The sequence below is a fragment of the Bradyrhizobium sp. genome, from assembly GCF_035935975.1.
Lineage (GTDB): Bacteria > Pseudomonadota > Alphaproteobacteria > Rhizobiales > Xanthobacteraceae > Bradyrhizobium.
The window spans coordinates 55,521-73,944 of record NZ_DASYWN010000015.1; the positions used below are offsets into that span (position 1 = coordinate 55,521).

General features: G+C 65.9%; 11 protein-coding genes. 4 read left to right on the forward strand and 7 right to left on the reverse strand.

Annotated elements, in window-relative coordinates:
• Window positions 1-46 precede the first annotated feature (46 nt).
• From VGR99_RS08050 to VGR99_RS08070, 5 genes are all read right to left on the reverse strand, one after another.
• Window positions 47-292: a hypothetical protein gene (locus VGR99_RS08050; RefSeq protein ID WP_326897806.1), complete on the reverse strand. Its 246-nt coding sequence runs from the start codon at window positions 290-292 to the stop codon at window positions 47-49.
• Window positions 293-322: 30 nt separating this feature from the next.
• Entirely contained in the window at window positions 323-1,303 is a 981-nt protein-coding gene (locus tag VGR99_RS08055; protein WP_326897807.1) for an LLM class flavin-dependent oxidoreductase, read from the reverse strand.
• Window positions 1,300-2,031 (reverse strand): 4'-phosphopantetheinyl transferase family protein, encoded by a 732-nt coding sequence (locus VGR99_RS08060; RefSeq protein ID WP_326897808.1) that lies wholly within the window; start codon window positions 2,029-2,031, stop codon window positions 1,300-1,302. Before VGR99_RS08060 ends, VGR99_RS08055 begins: the two co-directional genes overlap by 4 nt.
• A gap of 221 nt (window positions 2,032-2,252) precedes the next feature.
• Complete coding sequence (locus tag VGR99_RS08065) at window positions 2,253-2,420, reverse strand: hypothetical protein (protein ID WP_326897809.1); 168 nt, start codon at window positions 2,418-2,420, stop codon at window positions 2,253-2,255.
• 143 nt (window positions 2,421-2,563) lie between these two features.
• Window positions 2,564-9,022 (reverse strand): non-ribosomal peptide synthetase, encoded by a 6,459-nt coding sequence (locus tag VGR99_RS08070; protein ID WP_326897810.1) that lies wholly within the window; start codon window positions 9,020-9,022, stop codon window positions 2,564-2,566.
• 136 nt (window positions 9,023-9,158) lie between these two features.
• Between VGR99_RS08070 and VGR99_RS08075 the strand changes: the two genes are divergently transcribed.
• The 3 genes from VGR99_RS08075 (at window position 9,159) to VGR99_RS08085 (ending at window position 14,463) form a co-directional block, all read left to right on the forward strand.
• Window positions 9,159-12,629 (forward strand): AAA family ATPase, encoded by a 3,471-nt coding sequence (locus VGR99_RS08075; RefSeq protein WP_326897811.1) that lies wholly within the window; start codon window positions 9,159-9,161, stop codon window positions 12,627-12,629.
• Window positions 12,626-13,420, forward strand: coding sequence for a protein-L-isoaspartate O-methyltransferase family protein (locus VGR99_RS08080; protein ID WP_326897812.1), 795 nt, complete (start codon window positions 12,626-12,628; stop codon window positions 13,418-13,420). Before VGR99_RS08075 ends, VGR99_RS08080 begins: the two co-directional genes overlap by 4 nt.
• A 95-nt stretch (window positions 13,421-13,515) precedes the next feature.
• On the forward strand, window positions 13,516-14,463 hold the full coding sequence (locus VGR99_RS08085) for a DUF6492 family protein (RefSeq protein WP_326897813.1): 948 nt from the start codon (window positions 13,516-13,518) through the stop codon (window positions 14,461-14,463).
• A gap of 7 nt (window positions 14,464-14,470) precedes the next feature.
• Here VGR99_RS08085 and VGR99_RS08090 read toward each other — a convergent pair whose 3' ends face one another.
• Both VGR99_RS08090 and VGR99_RS08095 read right to left on the reverse strand, forming a co-directional pair.
• A complete protein-coding gene (locus tag VGR99_RS08090; protein WP_326897814.1) occupies window positions 14,471-15,541 on the reverse strand; it encodes an endo-1,4-beta-xylanase in 1,071 nt (356 codons plus the stop codon).
• A gap of 100 nt (window positions 15,542-15,641) precedes the next feature.
• On the reverse strand, window positions 15,642-16,727 hold the full coding sequence (locus VGR99_RS08095) for a glycosyltransferase family 1 protein (protein WP_326897971.1): 1,086 nt from the start codon (window positions 16,725-16,727) through the stop codon (window positions 15,642-15,644).
• 258 nt (window positions 16,728-16,985) lie between these two features.
• Between VGR99_RS08095 and VGR99_RS08100 the strand changes: the two genes are divergently transcribed.
• Window positions 16,986-18,422 carry a lipopolysaccharide biosynthesis protein gene (locus tag VGR99_RS08100; protein ID WP_326897815.1) on the forward strand — a complete coding sequence of 479 codons (1,437 nt, stop codon included), beginning with the start codon at window positions 16,986-16,988 and terminating at the stop codon, window positions 18,420-18,422.
• The last annotated feature ends 2 nt before the right edge of the window (window positions 18,423-18,424 follow it).

Here is an 18,424-nt window from a genome sequence, read left to right on the forward strand (position 1 = left end):
GCCGGGGCGGGGCGATGTCCATCTCTTTGCGATCGTTCCAAATCACTTAGCAAAGCTTGATATGTACGACGATCGCCGGCGGAATGATTTCCCTGCCGATGGCTTGCTCCTGAGAAAATCCTTTGCGTCGCTGCGTGACGGATTCACGACGCGAGCGGCCCGCAATGACGATGCAAGTAATTGCTTCAAGCTGTTCGCGGCGCCTTCGATAGTGCCGCCTCGCATCGCCGCCGGCATGAGTCCGGCCTGCCGAGGACAGTTCGATGATCGAGGAGAACCGCGGGGTGGCCATCTCCCCGCAAGCGGGGAGATAGAGAAGAACCTAGAACATCCCGCTCGCCTTGAGCGCCTTGCAGACGTGCTGCATCTCGGCCTCGTCAGCGACCATGTCGAGCATGATCGTGGTGAGGCCCTTCGCCGCGAACTCCTTCAGCTTCGCGCCGATCTCGTCATAGCTGCCGACGAGGTAGGGGCAGTCGGCCTGGAAGGTCAGGAATGGCAGCAGCCAGTAGCCATTGTCCTGGAGTTCACCGCTCTGTCCTTCATACAGCCGCCGCTTCCATACGGAGTCGCTGTTCTCCACGGTGAGCGCGAGCAGTTCGCGATCATCGGCACTGTCGCGGAAGCGCGCCTTCGCCGCCTGCCGCGCCTCTTCGCGTCCCTCGCGCGCGAAGATGCCGAAATTCATGCCTGATACATCGAGCCCACGATCGAGATCGGGCGGCAGCATCTGCATCTTGACGCAGCCGGTCTCCTTCGCAACGCGTTGCGCTGCTTCCGACTGGCCGGCGATGAGAAATTCCGGCATCAACTCCGCCGGCAGGCGCGGGCGCAGTTGCAGATGCTGCGCGCGATAGAACCGGCCCTCGACAGTCACCGGCCGCGGGCTCGCCATCAACTGGCGCATCAGCGCCACGAACTCGCCGAGCCTGACATAGCGGTCGGCATGCGACTGCTCGTCGCCGAGCCCCTGCAGATCGCTGACCGCGGTCCCCGTGATCATGTTGAGATAGACCTTGCGGCCGTAGAGCTGCGCCAGCGACGAGACGAACTTGGCCGCCGTGAACGGGTGCATGTAGACCGGATTGACCGCGATCAGCGGCGAGGACCGCGTCGTCGCCGCCATGATGTGCTGGGCCATGGCCCAGGGCTCGACGAACACGTCGTTGCCCTCGAACAGCAGGATGCCTTCGAAGCCATTGCGGTCGGCGAACTCTGCCACCCGCATCAGCTCGCCGACATATTTGTTGGGGTCGCGGTTGCGCGAGATTGCGGGAAAGACGCGCAGCCGCGAGGTCGTCATTCAGCCGCTTCCTGGAAAGGCCAGGCGTTGCGGGTGATGGGAAGGCCGCCGGTCGCGCGGGAGCCGTCGGCGATGGCGAGGCGATGCGAGGGGGAGGGCGAGCAGAGCGAGAAGCGCCAGCCCTCGGGATCGTCGGCGATATCGGGCTTGAAGCTGATTTCGATCGCCTCGCGCGACACCTGCATCGCGAAGGCGTCGAGCGGCAGATTGAGCCCAAAGCCTCTGGCCTTGAGGTAGGCTTCCTTCAGCGTCCAATAGTCGAAGAAGCGCTCGATCGCGGCTGGCTCCGGCAGGCTGCGCAGGGTCTCGACCTCCTCCGGCGCAAAGAAGCGAAGCGCGGTGGAGAGCGGCGCGACCCGCCGTGACACGGCCTCGACGTCGACACCGACCGTCTCATGCCCCGATACGACGCAGGCGACGCAGCCGTCGGCGTGCGACAGGCTGAAATGCAGTGCGGTCGAGGTCCTGGGCGCCGCGACAAACGGCCGCCCGTAGCGTCCGGCCGCAAACGACCAGTCGGTCGGCGCGACGTTGGGCGCGACCTGCGACAGCGCCAGACGGAGCATGGCGTGCGCGAAAATATATTGCCGCCGATGCCGCTCGAACATGAAGCGGTCGGCGCGGACCCGTTCGTCGACCGAGAGGAGCCGGCGGCACGCATCTGCCGCGCCCGGCGCGTCAAAGGTCTCGATCAGTCCGACAAACAGTTCAATCCTGTCGTCTGCCATCAATTGGGCCTTTGGCGTCAGGCAGAGGCCAAATCCCCGGCCCTGACGGAAGAAACAACTGAGCAAGAATCAACTAAGCGGACCGCTTGTAACGGTCCACCCGGGCGATTTCTTGTCGATTGCTGGACGGTTTACGGACGCAAGCTTGTGCGAGCCCCCACAGCTCGGCAGGCGTGTGGCCATTTTCCGAAGATTTCGTACGGCGTCTCCGCCGACTAGTCTTACTTTTTCTTCTTGGCCTTCTTTGCGCCGCCCAGCACCGAGAGGCTGGCGTCGACGTCCTTCAGGGCGGCTTGGAGCTTCTTCTTCTCGGCGTTCAGCAGCTTCTGAAGGGCCTTGCGGTCCTTGTCGCTCAGCGAGGTGCCCTTGGTAAATTTGATGAAACCCATAACAAACTCCCCCGGTTGAAAATAATAGTCCAAATCAAAACGCGGGAATAATGTTGCGCGTATGGCGCCAAATAATCAAGATGCAACTTGATCATTCACAGCTTTGACGAGTGAACCCTTATTCGCCCGTCCTGTACAGTCGGTCACGCCGCCCTGCGCGCGAGCAATCGGCCGAGCGGCGTGCCGGGTTGGGCGAGGGCGGCTTCCAGCAGCGTGACGAGCTCCCCCATCCACTCGCCGACCATGAGGCCATCGAGCAATTCGCCCTTGTAATTGCATGAACCGGTGATTCCGGTCGGGCGCTCCTTGAGCATCAGCGACAGCCAGGTCTGGTCGATCGGCAGCACCGGCTGCCCTTCGCGCGCGACATTGCCGATCGATTGCGCGGTGATCTCCGGCAGGTCGAGCGGCTGGCGCAGCGGATTTTGCAGAGTGAAATAGACCTGGAGCAGCGCGGCCGGGTCGATCCCCTCCTGCTCGAGATGATCGGCCAGCATGTTGAACGGCAACTCCTGCCGCGCATGCGCGTCGAGCACGCTCTGGCGCACCTTGCCCAGGGCTTGCGTGAACGACAGCTCCGGGGTGATTCGTGTGCGAACGATCACGGTGTTCTCGAACGGGCCGACGATCCGGTCGGTGTCGGGCTGGGCGCGATTCGCCATGGCGGTGGCAATCGCGATGTCGCTGCGTCCGGTCCGCGCCAGCAGCAGCGCCTTCAAGGCGGTGAGGAGGCACATGAACAGCGTGGCATTATGCTGGCCGGCGAATGCCGTCAGCCCGCCGATCAGCTCGCGCTCCAGGCTGACCGGATGATGCCCGGTGGATGCGCCGGGGCTCGCTTCGCCGTCGAAGATCGCCGTCGCGCCGCGCAGATTCTCGGTCCAGTCGGCGGCCTGGCGGCGGGCGGCATCGGTGCCGCACCACCAGCGCTGCCAGCGCGCGACGTCCGAAAAGGCCGGCGGTGGTTTCGGCAATGGCGCCGAGGGACGTCCGGCCAGCGCCGCATAGCGACTCGACAGTTCCTCGAACAGCACGCCGATCGACCAGCCGTCGGCGACGGCATGATGCAGCGTCAGCAGCAGCACGTGGTCGTCGGCATGGAGCCGCAGCAGCCGCGCCCGCAGCAGCGGCGGCCGGGCGGTGTCGAACGGGGTGTAGGTTTCCTGCTCGATCAGGAGATCGATCTTCCTGAGCTCGAGCGCCTTGCGCCGTTTGTTGTTGTGCACCTGCCCGTCGCCGATGGTCTCGACGATGAGGACGGGTCCAAGCTCGCTGGCTGTGGCGATCCGGCTGACGGGCTCCCCGCCGCTCCAGCCGAACCCGGTCCGCAGCGATTCGTGGCGGCGCACGATGTCGCCGAACGCCTTCGCGAGGGCGGCCGGATCGAGCGGGCCCGCGAGACGGAAGGCGAAGGGCAGGTTGAACAGCGGCAGCCCCGGCAGGTTCTGCTCGATGCGAATCATTTGATCCTGCGCGATCGAGAGCGTCGGCAGGCCGCTTTCGGCCAGTCTTGTTTGAGCGAGATTTGGAAAGCTTGCGGCAGGCTGGTGGGGCTTCGCAGCCACGGCGTCGTCGACCCGGCGCGCGAGCTCCTCGATCGTCGGTGCCTCGAAGATGGTCTTGATCGGCAGCGACACGCCGAGTGCACGGGCTACGCGCGCCATCGCCTGGCCCGCCAGCAGCGAATGGCCGCCGAGGTCGAAGAAATTGTCGGTGACGCCGATGCTCTCGACCTTCAGCAGGTCGATCCAGATGTCGGAGAGCACCTTTTCGGTGAAGCGCCGCGCCGGCACCGCCGCATCCGGCCCCGACGTGTCCTGCTGAACGGGGGCGAGCAGCGCCGACCGGTCGATCTTGCCATGGGCGTTGAGCGGCACCTGGTCCAGGAACAGGAATGCGGACGGGATCGCGTGGCCCGGCAGGCGACTCTTCAGGAATTCGCGCAGCTCGCTGGCACTGACGCGGCTGCCTGATCTTGCGAGGATATGGGCGATCAGCCTGACATCGCCGCCGGCCTCGCGGCGCGGCTCGACGATGCCGGCGCGCACGTCGGCATGATCGGCCAGCGCGGTCTCGATCTCCTTGAGCTCGATCCGGTAGCCGCGGACCTTGACCTGATGGTCGGCGCGGCCGAGGCATTCGATCGTGCCGTCAGTGCGGCGGCGCGCGAGGTCGCCGGTCCGATACAGCCGGGCGCCTTCCTGGCGCGAGAACGGATCGGCGATGAAACGCTGCCGGCTTAGCGCGGGATCGTTGATATAGCCGCGCCCGATACCGGCGCCGCCGATGCAGAGCTCGCCGGTCACGCCGGCCGGGAGCGGCTGCAGGTTTTGATCGAGCACGTGGAGCTGGGTGTTCGGCAGCGGTGCGCCGACCGGAACGTTGCTCGTCATGGTCGCAGGCGCCTTGGTCAGGCGATGCAGCGAGACGTCGTCGGAACATTCCGACGCGCCATAGGCGTTGATCAGCGGCACCTTCGGGCAGTGGGCGAACCAGGCGCGGCAGAGATCGACCGGCAGCGGCTCGCCGGTCGAGATCAGGACGCGCAGCTTCGCAAAGGCGCGTCGGACCTGCGCTTCGTCCATGCGTTCGAGGATCACGCGCAACAGCGACGGCACGATCTCGAGCACGGTGATGCCCTCGCGCTCGATTTCCTGCGCCAGCCGGATCGGATCCTGCACGACCACATTGCCGCAGATGTGCACGCGCGCGCCGACCAAGGGCCCTGCGAGGAACTGCCAGACCGAGATCACAAAGCTCTGCGGGGCGGTCTGCGCGATCACGTCCCTGGCCGACAGCCCGAGCTCGGAGATCAGCGACGCCAGATGGTTCGACAGGCCGCGCTGCTCGATCATGACGCCCTTCGGCGCGCCGGAGGAGCCGGACGTATAGATGAGGTAGGCAAGGCTCGAGCCTGCGCGCCGCGCCGCCCGGGCCGGCTTGGTTGCGCCGGGCGCGATGGTGTCCTCGAGCTCGGCCACGTGGATGCGCTCGACCAGCGGTTCGAGCAGGGCCTCGACCATGGCTGACTGGACGCGCCCGGTCAGCAGCATGCGCGCGCAGCTCGATCCCAGAATGGTCGCAAGCCGCGCCGGCGGCTGGTCGGGATCCAGATTCAGGAAGGCCGCACCGACGCGCTGCACCGCGATCATCGCGGCCAGCAGGTCGGGCCCGCGCTCCGCAAGCAACGCGACCACCGCCTCGGGGCCGACGCCTTCGCGGAGCAGCCAGCGCGCGATCGCCTGGCTGCGGCGCGCCAGCTCGCGATAGGTCAGCGAGCTGCGACCATCCGACACGGCGATCGCGCTCGGCGTGCTCTTCGCCTGGCGGTCGAACCGATCGCTCACATTGCCGCGCGCGGTGAAATTGGCAGCCAGGCCCTGGCCGTTCGCCAGCAATTGCCGGCGTTCGGCTTCGGTGAGCAGCGGCAGGCGCGAGATGCGCTGCTCGGGATCGGCGATCGCGGCCTTGAGCAGGGTCTTGAACTGGGCGGCCATGTCTTCGATCGTCGCCGCGTCGAACAGATCGGTGGCGTATTCGAAGAAGCCGGTGAAACGGCCGTCGGCCTCGACCAGTTCGAGCGTGATGTCGAAGCGTGCGACCTTTGGGTCGACCTCCAGCCGCCGCGTCGACAGGCCGGGAAAATGCGCGGCCTCGATCGAGGCGTTCTGCAGGATGAACATGATCCGGAACAGCGGATTGCCGTCCGTCCGTCGCGCGACCTGCAACGCGCGCAGCACCTCCTCGATCGGAAGGTCCTGGTTGCGATAGGCATCGAGCGTGACCTGCCGCACCCGCCGCAACATGTCGCCAAAACTCGGATCGCCGCCAAAATCGTTGCGCAGGATCAGCGTGTTGGCGAACAGCCCGATGAGACGCTCGCTCTCGATCTGGTTGCGGTTGGCGATCAGCGAGCCGGTCGCGACGTCCTCATGCGAGGTGTGGCGGAACAGCAGGCACTGGAACACCGCGAGCAACGTCATGAAGGGCGTGACGCCCTGGTCCTGGCTCAGCGCGCGGATATCGCCCGAAAGCGCCTTGGAGAACTCGAAATAATGACGGGCGCCGTGACCGCTCCAGACCTCCGGCCGTGGTCGGTCGGTCCGCAGCGGCAGCGTGGTGACGCCGTCGAGCTGGGTCTTCCAGTAGCCGAGCTGCTCCTTCGCCGCCGGCGTCTGCGCCCAGCTCTGCTGCCACAGCGCAAAGTCGCGATACTGGAAGGCGGGCGATGGCAGCGCCGCCACGCTCTTCTTGCGCGCGGCGGAATAATGCGCGGCCAGCTCCTCCCAGAACAGCCGCTGCGACCAGCCATCGGTGACGAGATGATGTACGTTCACGACCAGCGCGTGGCTGGATGTGTCGAACGACAGCAGCGTGACCTTGAGCGGCGCCTCGCGCGCCAGATCGAACTCATATTGCGCGAGCTTGAGCGCCTCGCGCCTGATCGCCGCGGCCTGTCTGTCCGCGGGGCTGGGCTTGAGCTTGATCCGCTCGAACCGCGGCGGCGATGGCAGCACCCGTTGCACCGGCTCGCCCTGCGGTTCGATGAAGACCGAGCGTAGCGCCTCGTGGCGCGCGCAGATCGCGGTGAGGCCCGCGGACAGTGCGGCGACGTCGACCGGGCCTTTGAGCAGTGCGACTTCGACGACATTATAGTTGTAGCGGGTCGGGTCGAGCCGCGAGAGCAGATACATCCGCTGTTGCTGGAACGAGAGCGGTGCGTCGGCTACCGCGGCCTGCCGCCAGGCCGGCAATGCCGCATCGCGGCGGCTTGCGGCGGTCTCGATTCGGGCCGCCAGCGCCGACACCGTGGCGCAATCGAAGATATCCTCGAAGGAGAAGTCGACATTGAAGCGTTCGCGCAGGCGCGAGCGCATCTGCGTCGCCGCGAGCGAATCCGCGCCGAGTGCGAAAACGTCCTGATCGACGCCGACCTGCGGCAGCTCCAGGAGACTGGCCCAGATTTCCGCGAGCTGGATTTCCAGCGCATTGCGCGGAAGCTGCGCCTCATGGCTGTCTCCCGGCGCTGCGATCATGTCGGCCAGCGCGTTGCGCTTGACCTTGCCGCTGGCGCCCTTGGGCAGCGCTGCGACGCTGCGGATCAGGCTCGGCACTTTGTAGGCTGCAAGACGCTTGCGCGCGAATTGCCGCAGCTGGTCGGAATTCGCCTCGGAATTCGCCCGCAGCACCACGACCGCGGCGACGTTCTCGCCGAGCTTTGGATGCGGGACGGCGAACACGCCGGCCTCCAGCACCGCCGGATGGCTGAGCAGGACCTCCTCCACCTCGAGCGGCGAGATCTTCTGGCCGCCGCGATTGATGACGTCCTTGATGCGGCCGACGATGAAGAGATAGCCGTCGACATCGAGATAGCCGAGATCGCCGGTCCGAAACCAGCCGCCGCGGAAAGCGGCCGCCGTCGCTGCCTCGTCATTATAATAGCCGCGCGTCATGTTGGGGCCGCGCAGCATGATTTCGCCATGCTCGCCGCTCGCAAGCGTGCGGCCCGCCTCGTCCATGATCGCGATCTCGGGGCCGGCAGCGCGGCCGACCGATCCGATCTTGCGCAGCTCGAACGGATTGGCGGCGATCTGCGAGGCCGCTTCCGTCATGCCGTAGGTTTCGAGCACGGGAACGCCGAACGTCGTCTCCAGCCCGTTCAGGATCGTGGGCGCGAGCGAGGACGAGGCGGAGCGGATCACGCGCAGCGAGGAGGCCCGGGCGAGGTCCGGGTTTGCTTCCGCCGCCGTCAGCAGGGCGCGATGAATGGTCGGCACCGCCGTGTACCAGGTCGGATGGAGCTCCCGCATCCAGCCGAAGAACGACGCTGCGTCGAAGCCTTCGGTGCAGATCACGCTCGAGCCCGCGGCCAGCGCCGTCAGCAGACCGGAGATCAGGCCATGGGCATGAAACAGCGGCAGGGCGTTGAGCAGCCGGTCGTGGGAGTCGAGCGACAGCACATGGCCGGCATTGTAGGCGGACAGGCACACATTGCGATGTGTGAGCGGCACCATCTTCGGCCGCGCCGCGGTGCCCGAGGTCAGGAGGATGAACGCATCGTCGTCGCCGCGCGAGGCGCCCCTGGCGCTGGCCGGGCCGATCACCGGGCCCTTGAACGCGCAGCCGCCGAGATCGTCTTTCGGCCCCGGCATGAAATCGATCACCGCGATGTCCAGCGCCCTGGCGACATCACGGCTTGGTGAGTTCATATCGGCCCGGGTGACGAGCGCGGTCAGCTTCAACTCGCTGAAATAGCGCTGCAGCTCGTCTGCGGTCAGATCCGGATTGACGGGGATGCAGGCGCCGGCCGATGCGACCGCGATCATCGCCAATGCGCTGTCCGCACCGCGCGGCAGTGCAACGGCAATCCGGTCAGCCGGCGCAATGCCAAGCCCGCGCAGCGTGCGGACCAGAGCCTGCACCTGCTCGCCAAGCGCGGCATAGGTGAGCGGCGGCCGGCCCGGCGCGAGCAGGGCAGGCGCCGCTGGTGTCTTGCGGGCGTAGAAGTCGAGAAGGCCGCCGATATGCGCGAATATCTTGGTTTCAGCGCTTCCGCCGTCCGATCCCTCTCCCGCTCCGGATGCAATGTCCGACAACGCCATTCCCTTTTGATCTGATTGAGCTATTCTTCCTAGAACTTAGGGAACGCGTCCAGTCTGAGGTGAAGTTTGAGCCCCAAAATCTGTGGTTGAGGGGCTCTAAAGCCCTTCGACGGAGTAATGGTCGGGCAGAATCACCATGCTGGAGAACGAGCCGGGCACGGGGACGGAAGGCGGGCTGAAGAGTTGGCTCGAAGGCATCGGTCTTGGCCAGTATACCGATCTCTTCACCCAGCACCGCCTCGATCTCGATGTCATGGGAGACTTGACCGAGGCTGACCTGGTCGAGCTCGGCCTGCCGCTCGGCGACCGCAAGCGGCTGCGGCGGGCCATGGCGGCGCTGTTCCAGGCGGAAACCGCGGAGCCGCCGTCGTCGCCGGCGCGTCCGCAGAGCCGGACTGAGGCCGGCGCCGAACGGCGTCAGCTCACCACCATGTTCTGTGACATGGTCGATTCCACCGCGCTCTCGGCGCAGTTCGATCCGGAAGACGTGCGCGACATGATCGCGAGCTTTCGCGAGACCTGCGTCCGGGTGGTGAAGCATTACGAAGGCTTTGCGGCGCGTTTCGTCGGCGACGGTATTTTGGTCTATTTCGGCTATCCGACCGCCCATGAGGACGACGCCGAGCGCGCGGTGCGCGCGGGGCTGGAGATCGTGCGGGTGCTGTCGACCGCGCGCGCGGTCGAGCCGCGCGGCGCCCTCAGCCACTCGCCCGCCGTCCGCATCGGCATCGCGACCGGTCTCGTCGTGGTCGGCGATCTCGTCGGGCAGGGCACCGAGGAGCGCGACTCAGCGGTTGGAGAAACCGTCAATCTCGCCGCGCGCCTGCAGGCCCTGGCGCCACCCAATGGCGTGGTGATCTCGGCGTCGACGCAGTCGCTGCTGAAGGGCAAGTTCGACTATCGCAATCTCGGCGTCCACGCGCTGAAAGGCATCTCGGAGAAGGCGCAGGCCTGGCACGTGGTGCGCGCCACGCGCGTCGAGACCCGCTTCGCCGCCGCGATGGGCGGGCGGTTGACGCCGCTCGTCAACCGCGAGGAAGAGATCGCGCTGCTGATGGGACGCTGGCAGCAGGCCAAGGACGGCGACGGCCAGGTCGTGGTCAAGTTCGGCGAGCCGGGCATCGGCAAGTCGCGCATCATCCAGGAAATCTTCGAGCGGATTTCGGGCGACCGCCACGGCCAGGTCTCGTTCCAGTGCTCGCCCTATTACACGTCCACCGCGTTCTATCCGTTCTCCGAGCAGCTCAAATTCTCCCTCGGCCTCGACCGCGAGGATTCGTCCGCGCTGTCGCTGGCGAGCCTGGAGACCGCGATCGCCGCCGCGCATGGCGACATCGAACAGGTCGTGCCGCTGTTTGCCGCGCTGTTGTCGATCCCGACCGGCGAGCGCTATCCGCCGCTCGATCTGTCGCCGCAGCAGCAGAAGGACGCCACCGTCGCCGCGCTGGTCAGTCACTTCCTCGGCCTCGCGCGCGAGATGCCGCTGGTGATCGCCTTCGAGGATCTGCACTGGATCGATCCGACCTCCCGCGAGGTCCTCGATCTCCTGGTCGACCGGGTGCAGAACCGGCCGATCCTGGTCGTCATCACCGCGCGCTCCGAATTCCAGCCGAGCTGGAACGCACATTCGCACATCACCACGCTGGTGCTGAACCGCCTGAGCCGGCAATTGCGCACGACGCTGGTCGAGCGCGTCGCCGGCCGCGAGCTGCCCAAGGAGGTCGTCGAGGAGATCATCGTCAAGACCGATGGCGTGCCGCTGTTCCTCGAGGAGCTGACCAAGACCGTCCTCGAATCCAACCTGCTGACCGAGCGGCACGGGCGCTATGTGCTGTCGGGCCCGTGGCGGCAGCTCGCGATCCCGGCAACGCTGACGGACTCGCTGATGGCGCGGCTCGATCGCATGGGGCCGTTCAAGCGGATCGCGCAGATCGGCGCCACCATCGGCCGCGAGTTCTCCTACGAGACGCTTCAGGCCGTCGCCAACACGCCGGCGGAGCAGATCGAGGCCGCCCTCAATCATCTGGAGGAGGCCGGCTTGATCATGCGCCGCGGCCATCCGCCCGATGCGCTCTACTCCTTCAAGCATGTGATGATCCAGAACGCCGCGCATGCGAGCCTGCTGCATAGCGAGCGGCGCAAGCTTCATGCCCGGATCGCGCAGGTCCTCGCCGAGATGTATCCGGAGAAGACCGACCGCGAGCCGGAGTTGCTGGCCCATCATTTGACCGAGTCGGCCCAAAGCGAGGGCGCCGCCAGCTTCTGGCTCAAGGCCGGCAAGCAGGCCGCCAAGAGCGGCGCCAACCTCGAGGCGATCGGTCACCTCAGGCGCGGCCTCAGCGTGGTGCAGGCCAATGCGCGCATGCAGGGCGCCGACGAGATGGAGCTCGAGCTGCGCATCGCGCTCGGCAATGCGCTGATCGCCGCCAAGGGCTACGCCGTGCAGGAGGTCGAGGAGAACTACATCCGCGCGCTCGAGCTCGGCCAGCAGCTCGACGACGATGAGAAGGCCTTCGCCGCCACCCGCGGCCTCTGGGTCTGCCATTTCATCCGCGCCGATCTCACCCGCGCGCACGATCTCAGCGTCGAGCTGCTGAAGTTCGCCAAGCGCGAGCGGCTGAACGAGCGGACGCAGCCGGCGCAGCAGACCGGCTATCTGATCGAGGCGCACCGCTCGATCGCGATGACCATGCTCTATCGCGGCCGCTTTGCCGCAGCCCAACACCATCTGCATCGCTGCATCAACCTCTACAGCCCCGATCTGCACTCCGATCTGATGGAGCGCCACGGCACCGATCCCGGCGTCGTCTCGCTGTCCTATCTCGGCTATCTCCTCTGGTTCCTGGGCCGGCCCGACGCCGCGCGCCAGCACAGCGAGCAGGCCATCCTGCACGCGGAGAAGATCCGTCATCCGTTCTCGCTCGCCTTCGCGCTCGTGTTCGGCGCCTATCTCTGTCAGCATCTGCGCGATATCGAGGGCACGCGCGACTACGCCAATCGCGCCATGATCATCGCCACGGAGCACAATTTCCTGCACTGGAAGCAGCAGGCCGCGATCCTGCGCGGCTGGGCGCTGGCGCAGCTCGGCGAGGCCGACGAGGGCATCAGCCAGATGCGGTTCGGTCTCGATGAATACGAGGCGATGGATTCTTGGCTCGCCGGCTGCTGGTTCCGCTGCCTGCTCGCGGAAGCCTATGCCAAGGTCGGGATGCGCGATGCCGCCTTGCGCGCGCTGGACGGCGCACTCGCGACCGCGCGGCGGACCGGCGACCATTCCTACCTCGCCGAGGTCTATCGCCTGCAGGGCGAGATCACGCTGTCGGACGGCGATCCGGCGTCGGTGCAGGAGGCCGAGGACCTGTTCGGCCTGTCACTGGAGACCGCGCGCAAGCAGGGCGCGCTGTCCTGGGAGCTGCGCACCGCGGTCAGCCTCGCACGCCTGTCGCACGAGGCCGGCAAGCGCGAGCATGCCAGTCTTTTGCTCGTGCCGATCGTCGCCAAGTTCAGCGAGGGTTTTTATACGCCGGACCTCAAGCAGGCGATGCAACTCGTCAACGAGCTCGGTGGGAACGTGCCCGTCCGCGAACAGGTCGACGCCGCGAAATGAGCGGTCTCACGGATGCGCGCACGCGCTATGTGGCGAGAATCGCAAAGCGCGAGCGGATTTCCTCAAAGCGCCTGCTCACAGCCCTCGGCTCCGTGCCGCGTGAAAATTTTCTGGCGAAGGGGCCCTGGCGCATCAAGAGCGAGGCGGCGCGCAGCTACCGGCTGACACCCGATGCCGATCCCGTTCATCTCTACGACAACGTGCTGGTCGCGATCGACGCGCGTCGCAGGCTCGACACCGGACTGCCGAGCCTGTGGGCGCATTTCATCGACGTGCTCGACGTCAAGGAAAAGGATCGCGTCGTCCAGGTCGGTTGCGGGCTCGGCTATTTCTCGGCGGTGCTGTCGGAGATCGTGGGACCAAAGGGCAGGGTGCAGGCGATCGAGTGCGACGAGCGGCTTGCGACGCGCGCTGCGAATTACCTTCGTCCCTATCGCAACGTCACGGTTGTCAATGGGGATGGATGCGAGGATATCGGTGAGGCCGCCGACGTGATCCTCGTGCATGCCGGCTTCTCGCACCCGCATCCGCTCTGGCTCCAGTCGCTCCGTCCGCGCGGCCGTCTCCTCGTGCCGCTGACCCAGCGGGACCGCGAAGGCGCCGCCCTCAAGATCACCCGCAAGGGCAAGGGCTTCGAAGCCGAGGCGGTTCAGCAGATCCGGATTTTTCCCGGCCAGGGCCGCGGGATCACCGCGCTCGACGACCGCGTCGCCGATTGGTGGCAGCGCGCCTCCGCTCTGGCACCACTGCGCTTTCGCGGCATCGCGCAGGGGCTGCCCTCGGATGGCTAACAATTCGTTGCATTTTACCTTGATTGCGAATCGAAGTTTCCAACCTCGCGCGCCGCTTGTATGAGTGCGGTTCGATGGCCATTTGAGCACGCATCATGCATTCCGTTGCCCTGCTGACCGCCAGCTATGCCAAGGATATCGAGCGCTTCTCGCTGCTCAGCGAGAGCATCGACACCTGGCTCACGGGCTATACGCGGCATTATGTTCTCGTTAACGATGAGGACGTGCCGCTGTTCGCACGGTTCGCGTCCGACAAGCGCGTCATCGTTCCGGCCTCGCGCTATTTGCCGAAATGGCTGTTCGCGCTGCCGCCGGCGCTGCAGTTCATCAGCAGCCGGCGCGTCTGGCTGTCATTGCTGTCCTCGCCGGTGCATGGCTGGCACATCCAGCAGATCCTCAAGATCGCCGGCGTCCTCAACGCGCCCGAGCAGCGGGTCTGCATCCTGGATTCGGACAATCTGTTCTTTCGCGAATTCGACGTCGGCCAGTACGCCGGCGGCGAGAAGACGCCGCTGTTCGTCACGCCCAAGGGGATCGACGCCGACCATCCCCTGCATGTGCTGTGGCTCCACACCGTCGATCAGCTTCTCGGCGTGAGGGAGCGCTCGTTCCCGGCCGATGACTATGTCGGCAATGCGCTCGTCTGGGACAAGGACGCCGCGCGCGCGATGACCGACGCCATCAAGTCGGCGACGGGCCTCAGCTGGGCGCTCGCGCTGTGCCGGAAGAAGAAGTTCTCCGAATATCTGCTGTACGGAAACTTCGTCGCCAATTCGCCGAAGCATCTGGCGGCCCACCGGGTGACGGAAGACAGCATTGCGGTGTCGCATTGGGACGATACCCGCCTCGACCGTCCGGCCATCGAGGCGATGATGCGCGCCGCGTCGCCGGAGCAGGTTGCGCTCTGCATCCAGTCCTATTCGTCGACCTCGATCGAGGACATCCGCGACGTGTTCCGTCTCAGCTCGCGCGACCGTCGCGGTCCGAGCCTGTCGCCCGAAGACACGAGCGACGCGGCTGAGTTCGAGGTGAAGACGCGCTAGAGCGTCCTTAGACGTCCTTCGTGAACTTGCTGATCACATCCATGAACGGCTTTGGCTTGAACTCGCCGTCGAGCGGCAGGGGGCGGTTCGGCTGCTTGTCCTTGCGGGCGAAGGTGCCGTTGATCCAGCTGTAGCGATCCGAGAGACCCCAGGTCAGGATCGAGCGCACCGGGCCGCTGGTCGAAATGGCCGTCAGCAGGTCGTCGACGCGCTTGGCGACGATGGCGTCGCGCTCGGCCGGATTGCCTGTCAGCTTCTGGTCGTCGACGTCGAGCTCGGTGACGTACACCTCCAGGCCCCATGAGCGCAGCTCGGTGACGAATTCGGCCAGCCCATGCGTGTCGATCTCGAGCTCGGCATGCAGATGCGACTGCAGTCCCACGGCGTGCAGCGGAACGCCCTGGTCCAGCAGCTCCATGATCAGGTTGCGGTAGGCCGCGCGCTTGGCAATGAACGAGTCCTTGGCGGACTCGATGTCATATTCGTTGATCGCGAGCTTGACGTAGGGGTCAGCCGCGGCCGCGGTACGGAAGGCCAGCGGAATCCAGCTCTTGCCCAGATGCTGGGTCCAGAACGTGTCGCGCCGGTCGCCGACCCCCTTGGGATTGTCCGGGATCGGTTCATTGACGACATCCCACGACGTCAGCTTGCCCTTGTAGTAGGACACGACGGTGTTGATGTGGTCGACATAGGCGCGCTCGACGCCTTTCGAATCCTTGATCTGCTTGGTCCAGTCCGGAATGTCGTGATACCAGGCCAGCGCGTGGCCGCGCATGGTCAGGTCGTTCTTCTCGGCGAAATCATAGATCGCATCGGCGCGCTCGAAGGCGAAGGTGTGCGCGTCCGGCCGCAGCATCGGCCATTTCAGCTCGAGCACCGGCACGACCTGCGTGCAATAGGTGCTGATGGCTTCGCCGAGGCGCGGGTCGGCCTGCAAATCCCAGAGCGTGGCGGCGGCGCCGAAGCCCGGACGGCGCTGCGCAAATTTCGACACCGGCGGCGCCGCGGACGCCGATGCGCTCGCCGCGAGGGTGGCGGCGCTGCCGAGGAGAAATTCGCGTCTGTCGAGCTTGATCACGTGGCGGTCGTCCTTCCGGAACCAACGCGCCAATGTACCAAGCGGCGCCTTGCGACGCCGCGGTTTCCTGTTGTTGGGTTAACTTTCGCGAACGGCCTTGTCAGCGTGCCTGATGCTGCATCACCGTCTCAGCGATCCCGTAATAATGAAGTGCGCCCTTTTCGAGCGTGAGATTGTCCATCACGTAATCGCGAGGCGCGAAGTCGCCCGCGCTGACATGCGACCAGAAGCCGCTCCAATTCGAGATGAAGCCGTCGGCATCGGTGAAGGTCATGCCGCAGCGCGCGTCGAAATAGGGCACGGAGGACACGCCGCCCTCATATCGCACCCGGTGTGGAAAATACTCCGGATCCTGCCAAGGTCCGCCGCGATCCCAGGCGAACACGGGAACGCCGCTGGATAATGCTTGCTGGCAGGCGATGCCCTGGCTCTCGTGCTCGCACAGGAAGATCATGCTGCGGCTGCGCGCCAGCGCCGCCTTGTAATCGTCTTCCTTGTAATGGCCGTAGCGGACCAGTTCGACGGTGCGGCCGCTTGCCGCGAGATGCCGGCGGATCGGCTCGATCAACTCTGCCTCGAAGCGATGATGCTCCCAGCGCACCTTGTCGTAGAGCAGCACGTCGACGCTCTTCTGCTCGGTAGGTGCCGGCGTCCACACATCGGTCTCGATGCCGACCGGCCAGATCTCGACATGCGGCCAGTCGGGGCGGCACATGTCGGCGTACCAGGCGCAAGGCACCAGGATGGTCCTGGTGTGCAAATCGCGCAGATGCGCCGGTGCGTCCACCGGGTGGTTGTACATGGCAACGCCGAGCAGCAGCGGGTTCTTCCAGTCGAACCAGTCCAGCACGAACGGCCGCCCGATGATGCAGGCGAGCTCGTCCGGATGCTTGCGGATGTAGCCGTAATCGTTGACGCGGTAGGGGATGCCCAGCCGGTCGAGCCCGGCGCAGAGATTGAGGAAGACGCGCCGCTGGCCGCTGATCCAGGACTTGCCGAGCAGCATGCGCCGCAGCAGCGGCCGGATGTGGCGGTCGCCCGGAAACCAGCGGTCGTCCCGTTCCTCGAAGAACAGGTTGAGCGTCATCCGCTCGCCGCCGGCAGGGGCCACTGGCACCAGGGGAGCATCGAGGCCGCCATGCGGCAGATCGGCCGGGTTTGCCCGTAAACGCTCGGCAACGTCCATTTTGGTCAGGTCCACGCATTACCAGGATTTCGGGCGATGACCTGAAATCATGGTTTCTTTTCCGTGATCGCGGCAGCCGGTTCAAGGAAAGGGCAAATTTAACGCTAACGCGCGAAATCCGCCCCGACGCTCCATTCGCGGGCCGATTTCCAGACTTATGTGACACTCTTCGGGGATGCTGCGGCGCAGTCCGATCCGCCACACCCAGGTCCAATTGATGAACGGCCGCCTCCATCGCGCCGCCGGTCCCGTGCTCGCATGCTGAACCGCCATTTCTCGATCTATCTCGTCGCCTACATCCTGCCTGCGGCGGTGGGCTTCTTCGCGGTCACCGCCTACACGCGGCTGCTCACGCCCGCGGAATACGGCGTCTATGTCGTCGGCATCAGCCTGGCCGGCATTCTGGGCGCGATCTTCTTCGCCTGGATCAAGCTGTCGGTGTCGCGCTATCAGGCGATGTCGGCGGAGGTGGATTTTCGCGGCACGGCGATGGTCGCCTTTGGGCTGACGGTCGCGGTGCTCTGCGCCACGACCCCTGTGGTCTTCCTATTCCGCAGCGACGTCAGCGTCGAGCTGCTGCTCGCCAGCATGTTCGTCGCGATCATGGCCAATGCGGTCGATGTCGGCCAGGAGTTCGAGCGCGCCAAGCTGCGGCCCTATCGCTTCGCGGCCATCTCGATCGTGCGCAGCGTATCGAGTGTCGGCTTCGGCCTGCTCGGGATCTGGCTCGGCTGGGGCGGCATGGGCCTGCTCGCGGCATTCGGGCTGGGATCACTCACCGGCATCATTCTCAATCTCGTCGGCGATCGCACCAGGATCGCGAGGTTCCAGCGCAGCCAGTTCATGCAGCTCGCGCGCTATGGCCTGCCGCTGACCCTGGCCGGGCTCTCGGTCGCGCTGTACTCGACCTGCGACCGCCTCATCGTCGCCTATCTGCTCGGCAAGGACGCCGCCGGCATCTTCGGCGTCGCCGCCGACCTCCCGCGCCAGTTCATGGTGATGATCGCATCCAGCGTTGCCGCCGCGACCGTGCCGCTGGTGTTCCGGTCGCTGTCGGAGAACAACAACGAGATCACGCGCGAGCGGCTGACCGAGAGCCTCGAGCTGCTGCTCGTCGTCGTCGCGCCGGTCGCGATCTGGCTGGCGCTCGCGGCCGACCAGGTCGCGGGCACGCTCGTCGGCGTCGACTTCCGCGCCGGCGTGTCGGCGCTGCTGCCGACCCTGGTGCTCGCCCGTTTCTTCGGCATCGCCAACCAGTTCTACGTCCAGATCAGTTTTCAGCTCGCCGAGCGCCCCTTCATGCTGGCGGCACAGTCCTTCCTCACGCTGGTGGTGAGCGTCGCCTTGATGTTCGCGCTGGTGGCGGGCTATGGCCTCTATGGTGCCGCGTTGGCGACGTTCGCGACCGAGGCGATCGGCTTCGTCGTCGCCGTCGTGCTGATGCACCGTGCCCATCCCGTGCCGTTCGATGTCAACCGGCTCGCGGGTGTTGCGGTGTCGGCTGCCGCGATGGCAGGCGCGATCCTTGTCGCGCGGTCGCAGGTCATCGGCACCGGCTTCGTGGCGTTGATGGTCGTCAGCATCGCAGGTGGTGTTGCTTACGTCGCCGCGGCGTGGCTGCTCAACGTTGCCAATATCCGGACGCTGTCGCTCCGCTTCCTGCGCACGTTCAATCGCAAGGCGCTGGGCGTCTAGGC

Coding starts and splice junctions, on each gene's coding strand:
- VGR99_RS08075 (WP_326897811.1), top strand. CDS start 9,159: ATGCTGGAGAACGAGCCGGGCACGGGGACGGAAGGCGGGCTGAAGAGT.
- VGR99_RS08050 (WP_326897806.1), bottom strand. CDS start 292: ATGGCCACCCCGCGGTTCTCCTCGATCATCGAACTGTCCTCGGCAGGC.
- VGR99_RS08085 (WP_326897813.1), top strand. CDS start 13,516: ATGCATTCCGTTGCCCTGCTGACCGCCAGCTATGCCAAGGATATCGAG.
- VGR99_RS08065 (WP_326897809.1), bottom strand. CDS start 2,420: ATGGGTTTCATCAAATTTACCAAGGGCACCTCGCTGAGCGACAAGGAC.
- VGR99_RS08060 (WP_326897808.1), bottom strand. CDS start 2,031: ATGGCAGACGACAGGATTGAACTGTTTGTCGGACTGATCGAGACCTTT.
- VGR99_RS08080 (WP_326897812.1), top strand. CDS start 12,626: ATGAGCGGTCTCACGGATGCGCGCACGCGCTATGTGGCGAGAATCGCA.
- VGR99_RS08100 (WP_326897815.1), top strand. CDS start 16,986: ATGCTGAACCGCCATTTCTCGATCTATCTCGTCGCCTACATCCTGCCT.
- VGR99_RS08055 (WP_326897807.1), bottom strand. CDS start 1,303: ATGACGACCTCGCGGCTGCGCGTCTTTCCCGCAATCTCGCGCAACCGC.
- VGR99_RS08095 (WP_326897971.1), bottom strand. CDS start 16,727: ATGGACGTTGCCGAGCGTTTACGGGCAAACCCGGCCGATCTGCCGCAT.
- VGR99_RS08070 (WP_326897810.1), bottom strand. CDS start 9,022: ATGGCGTTGTCGGACATTGCATCCGGAGCGGGAGAGGGATCGGACGGC.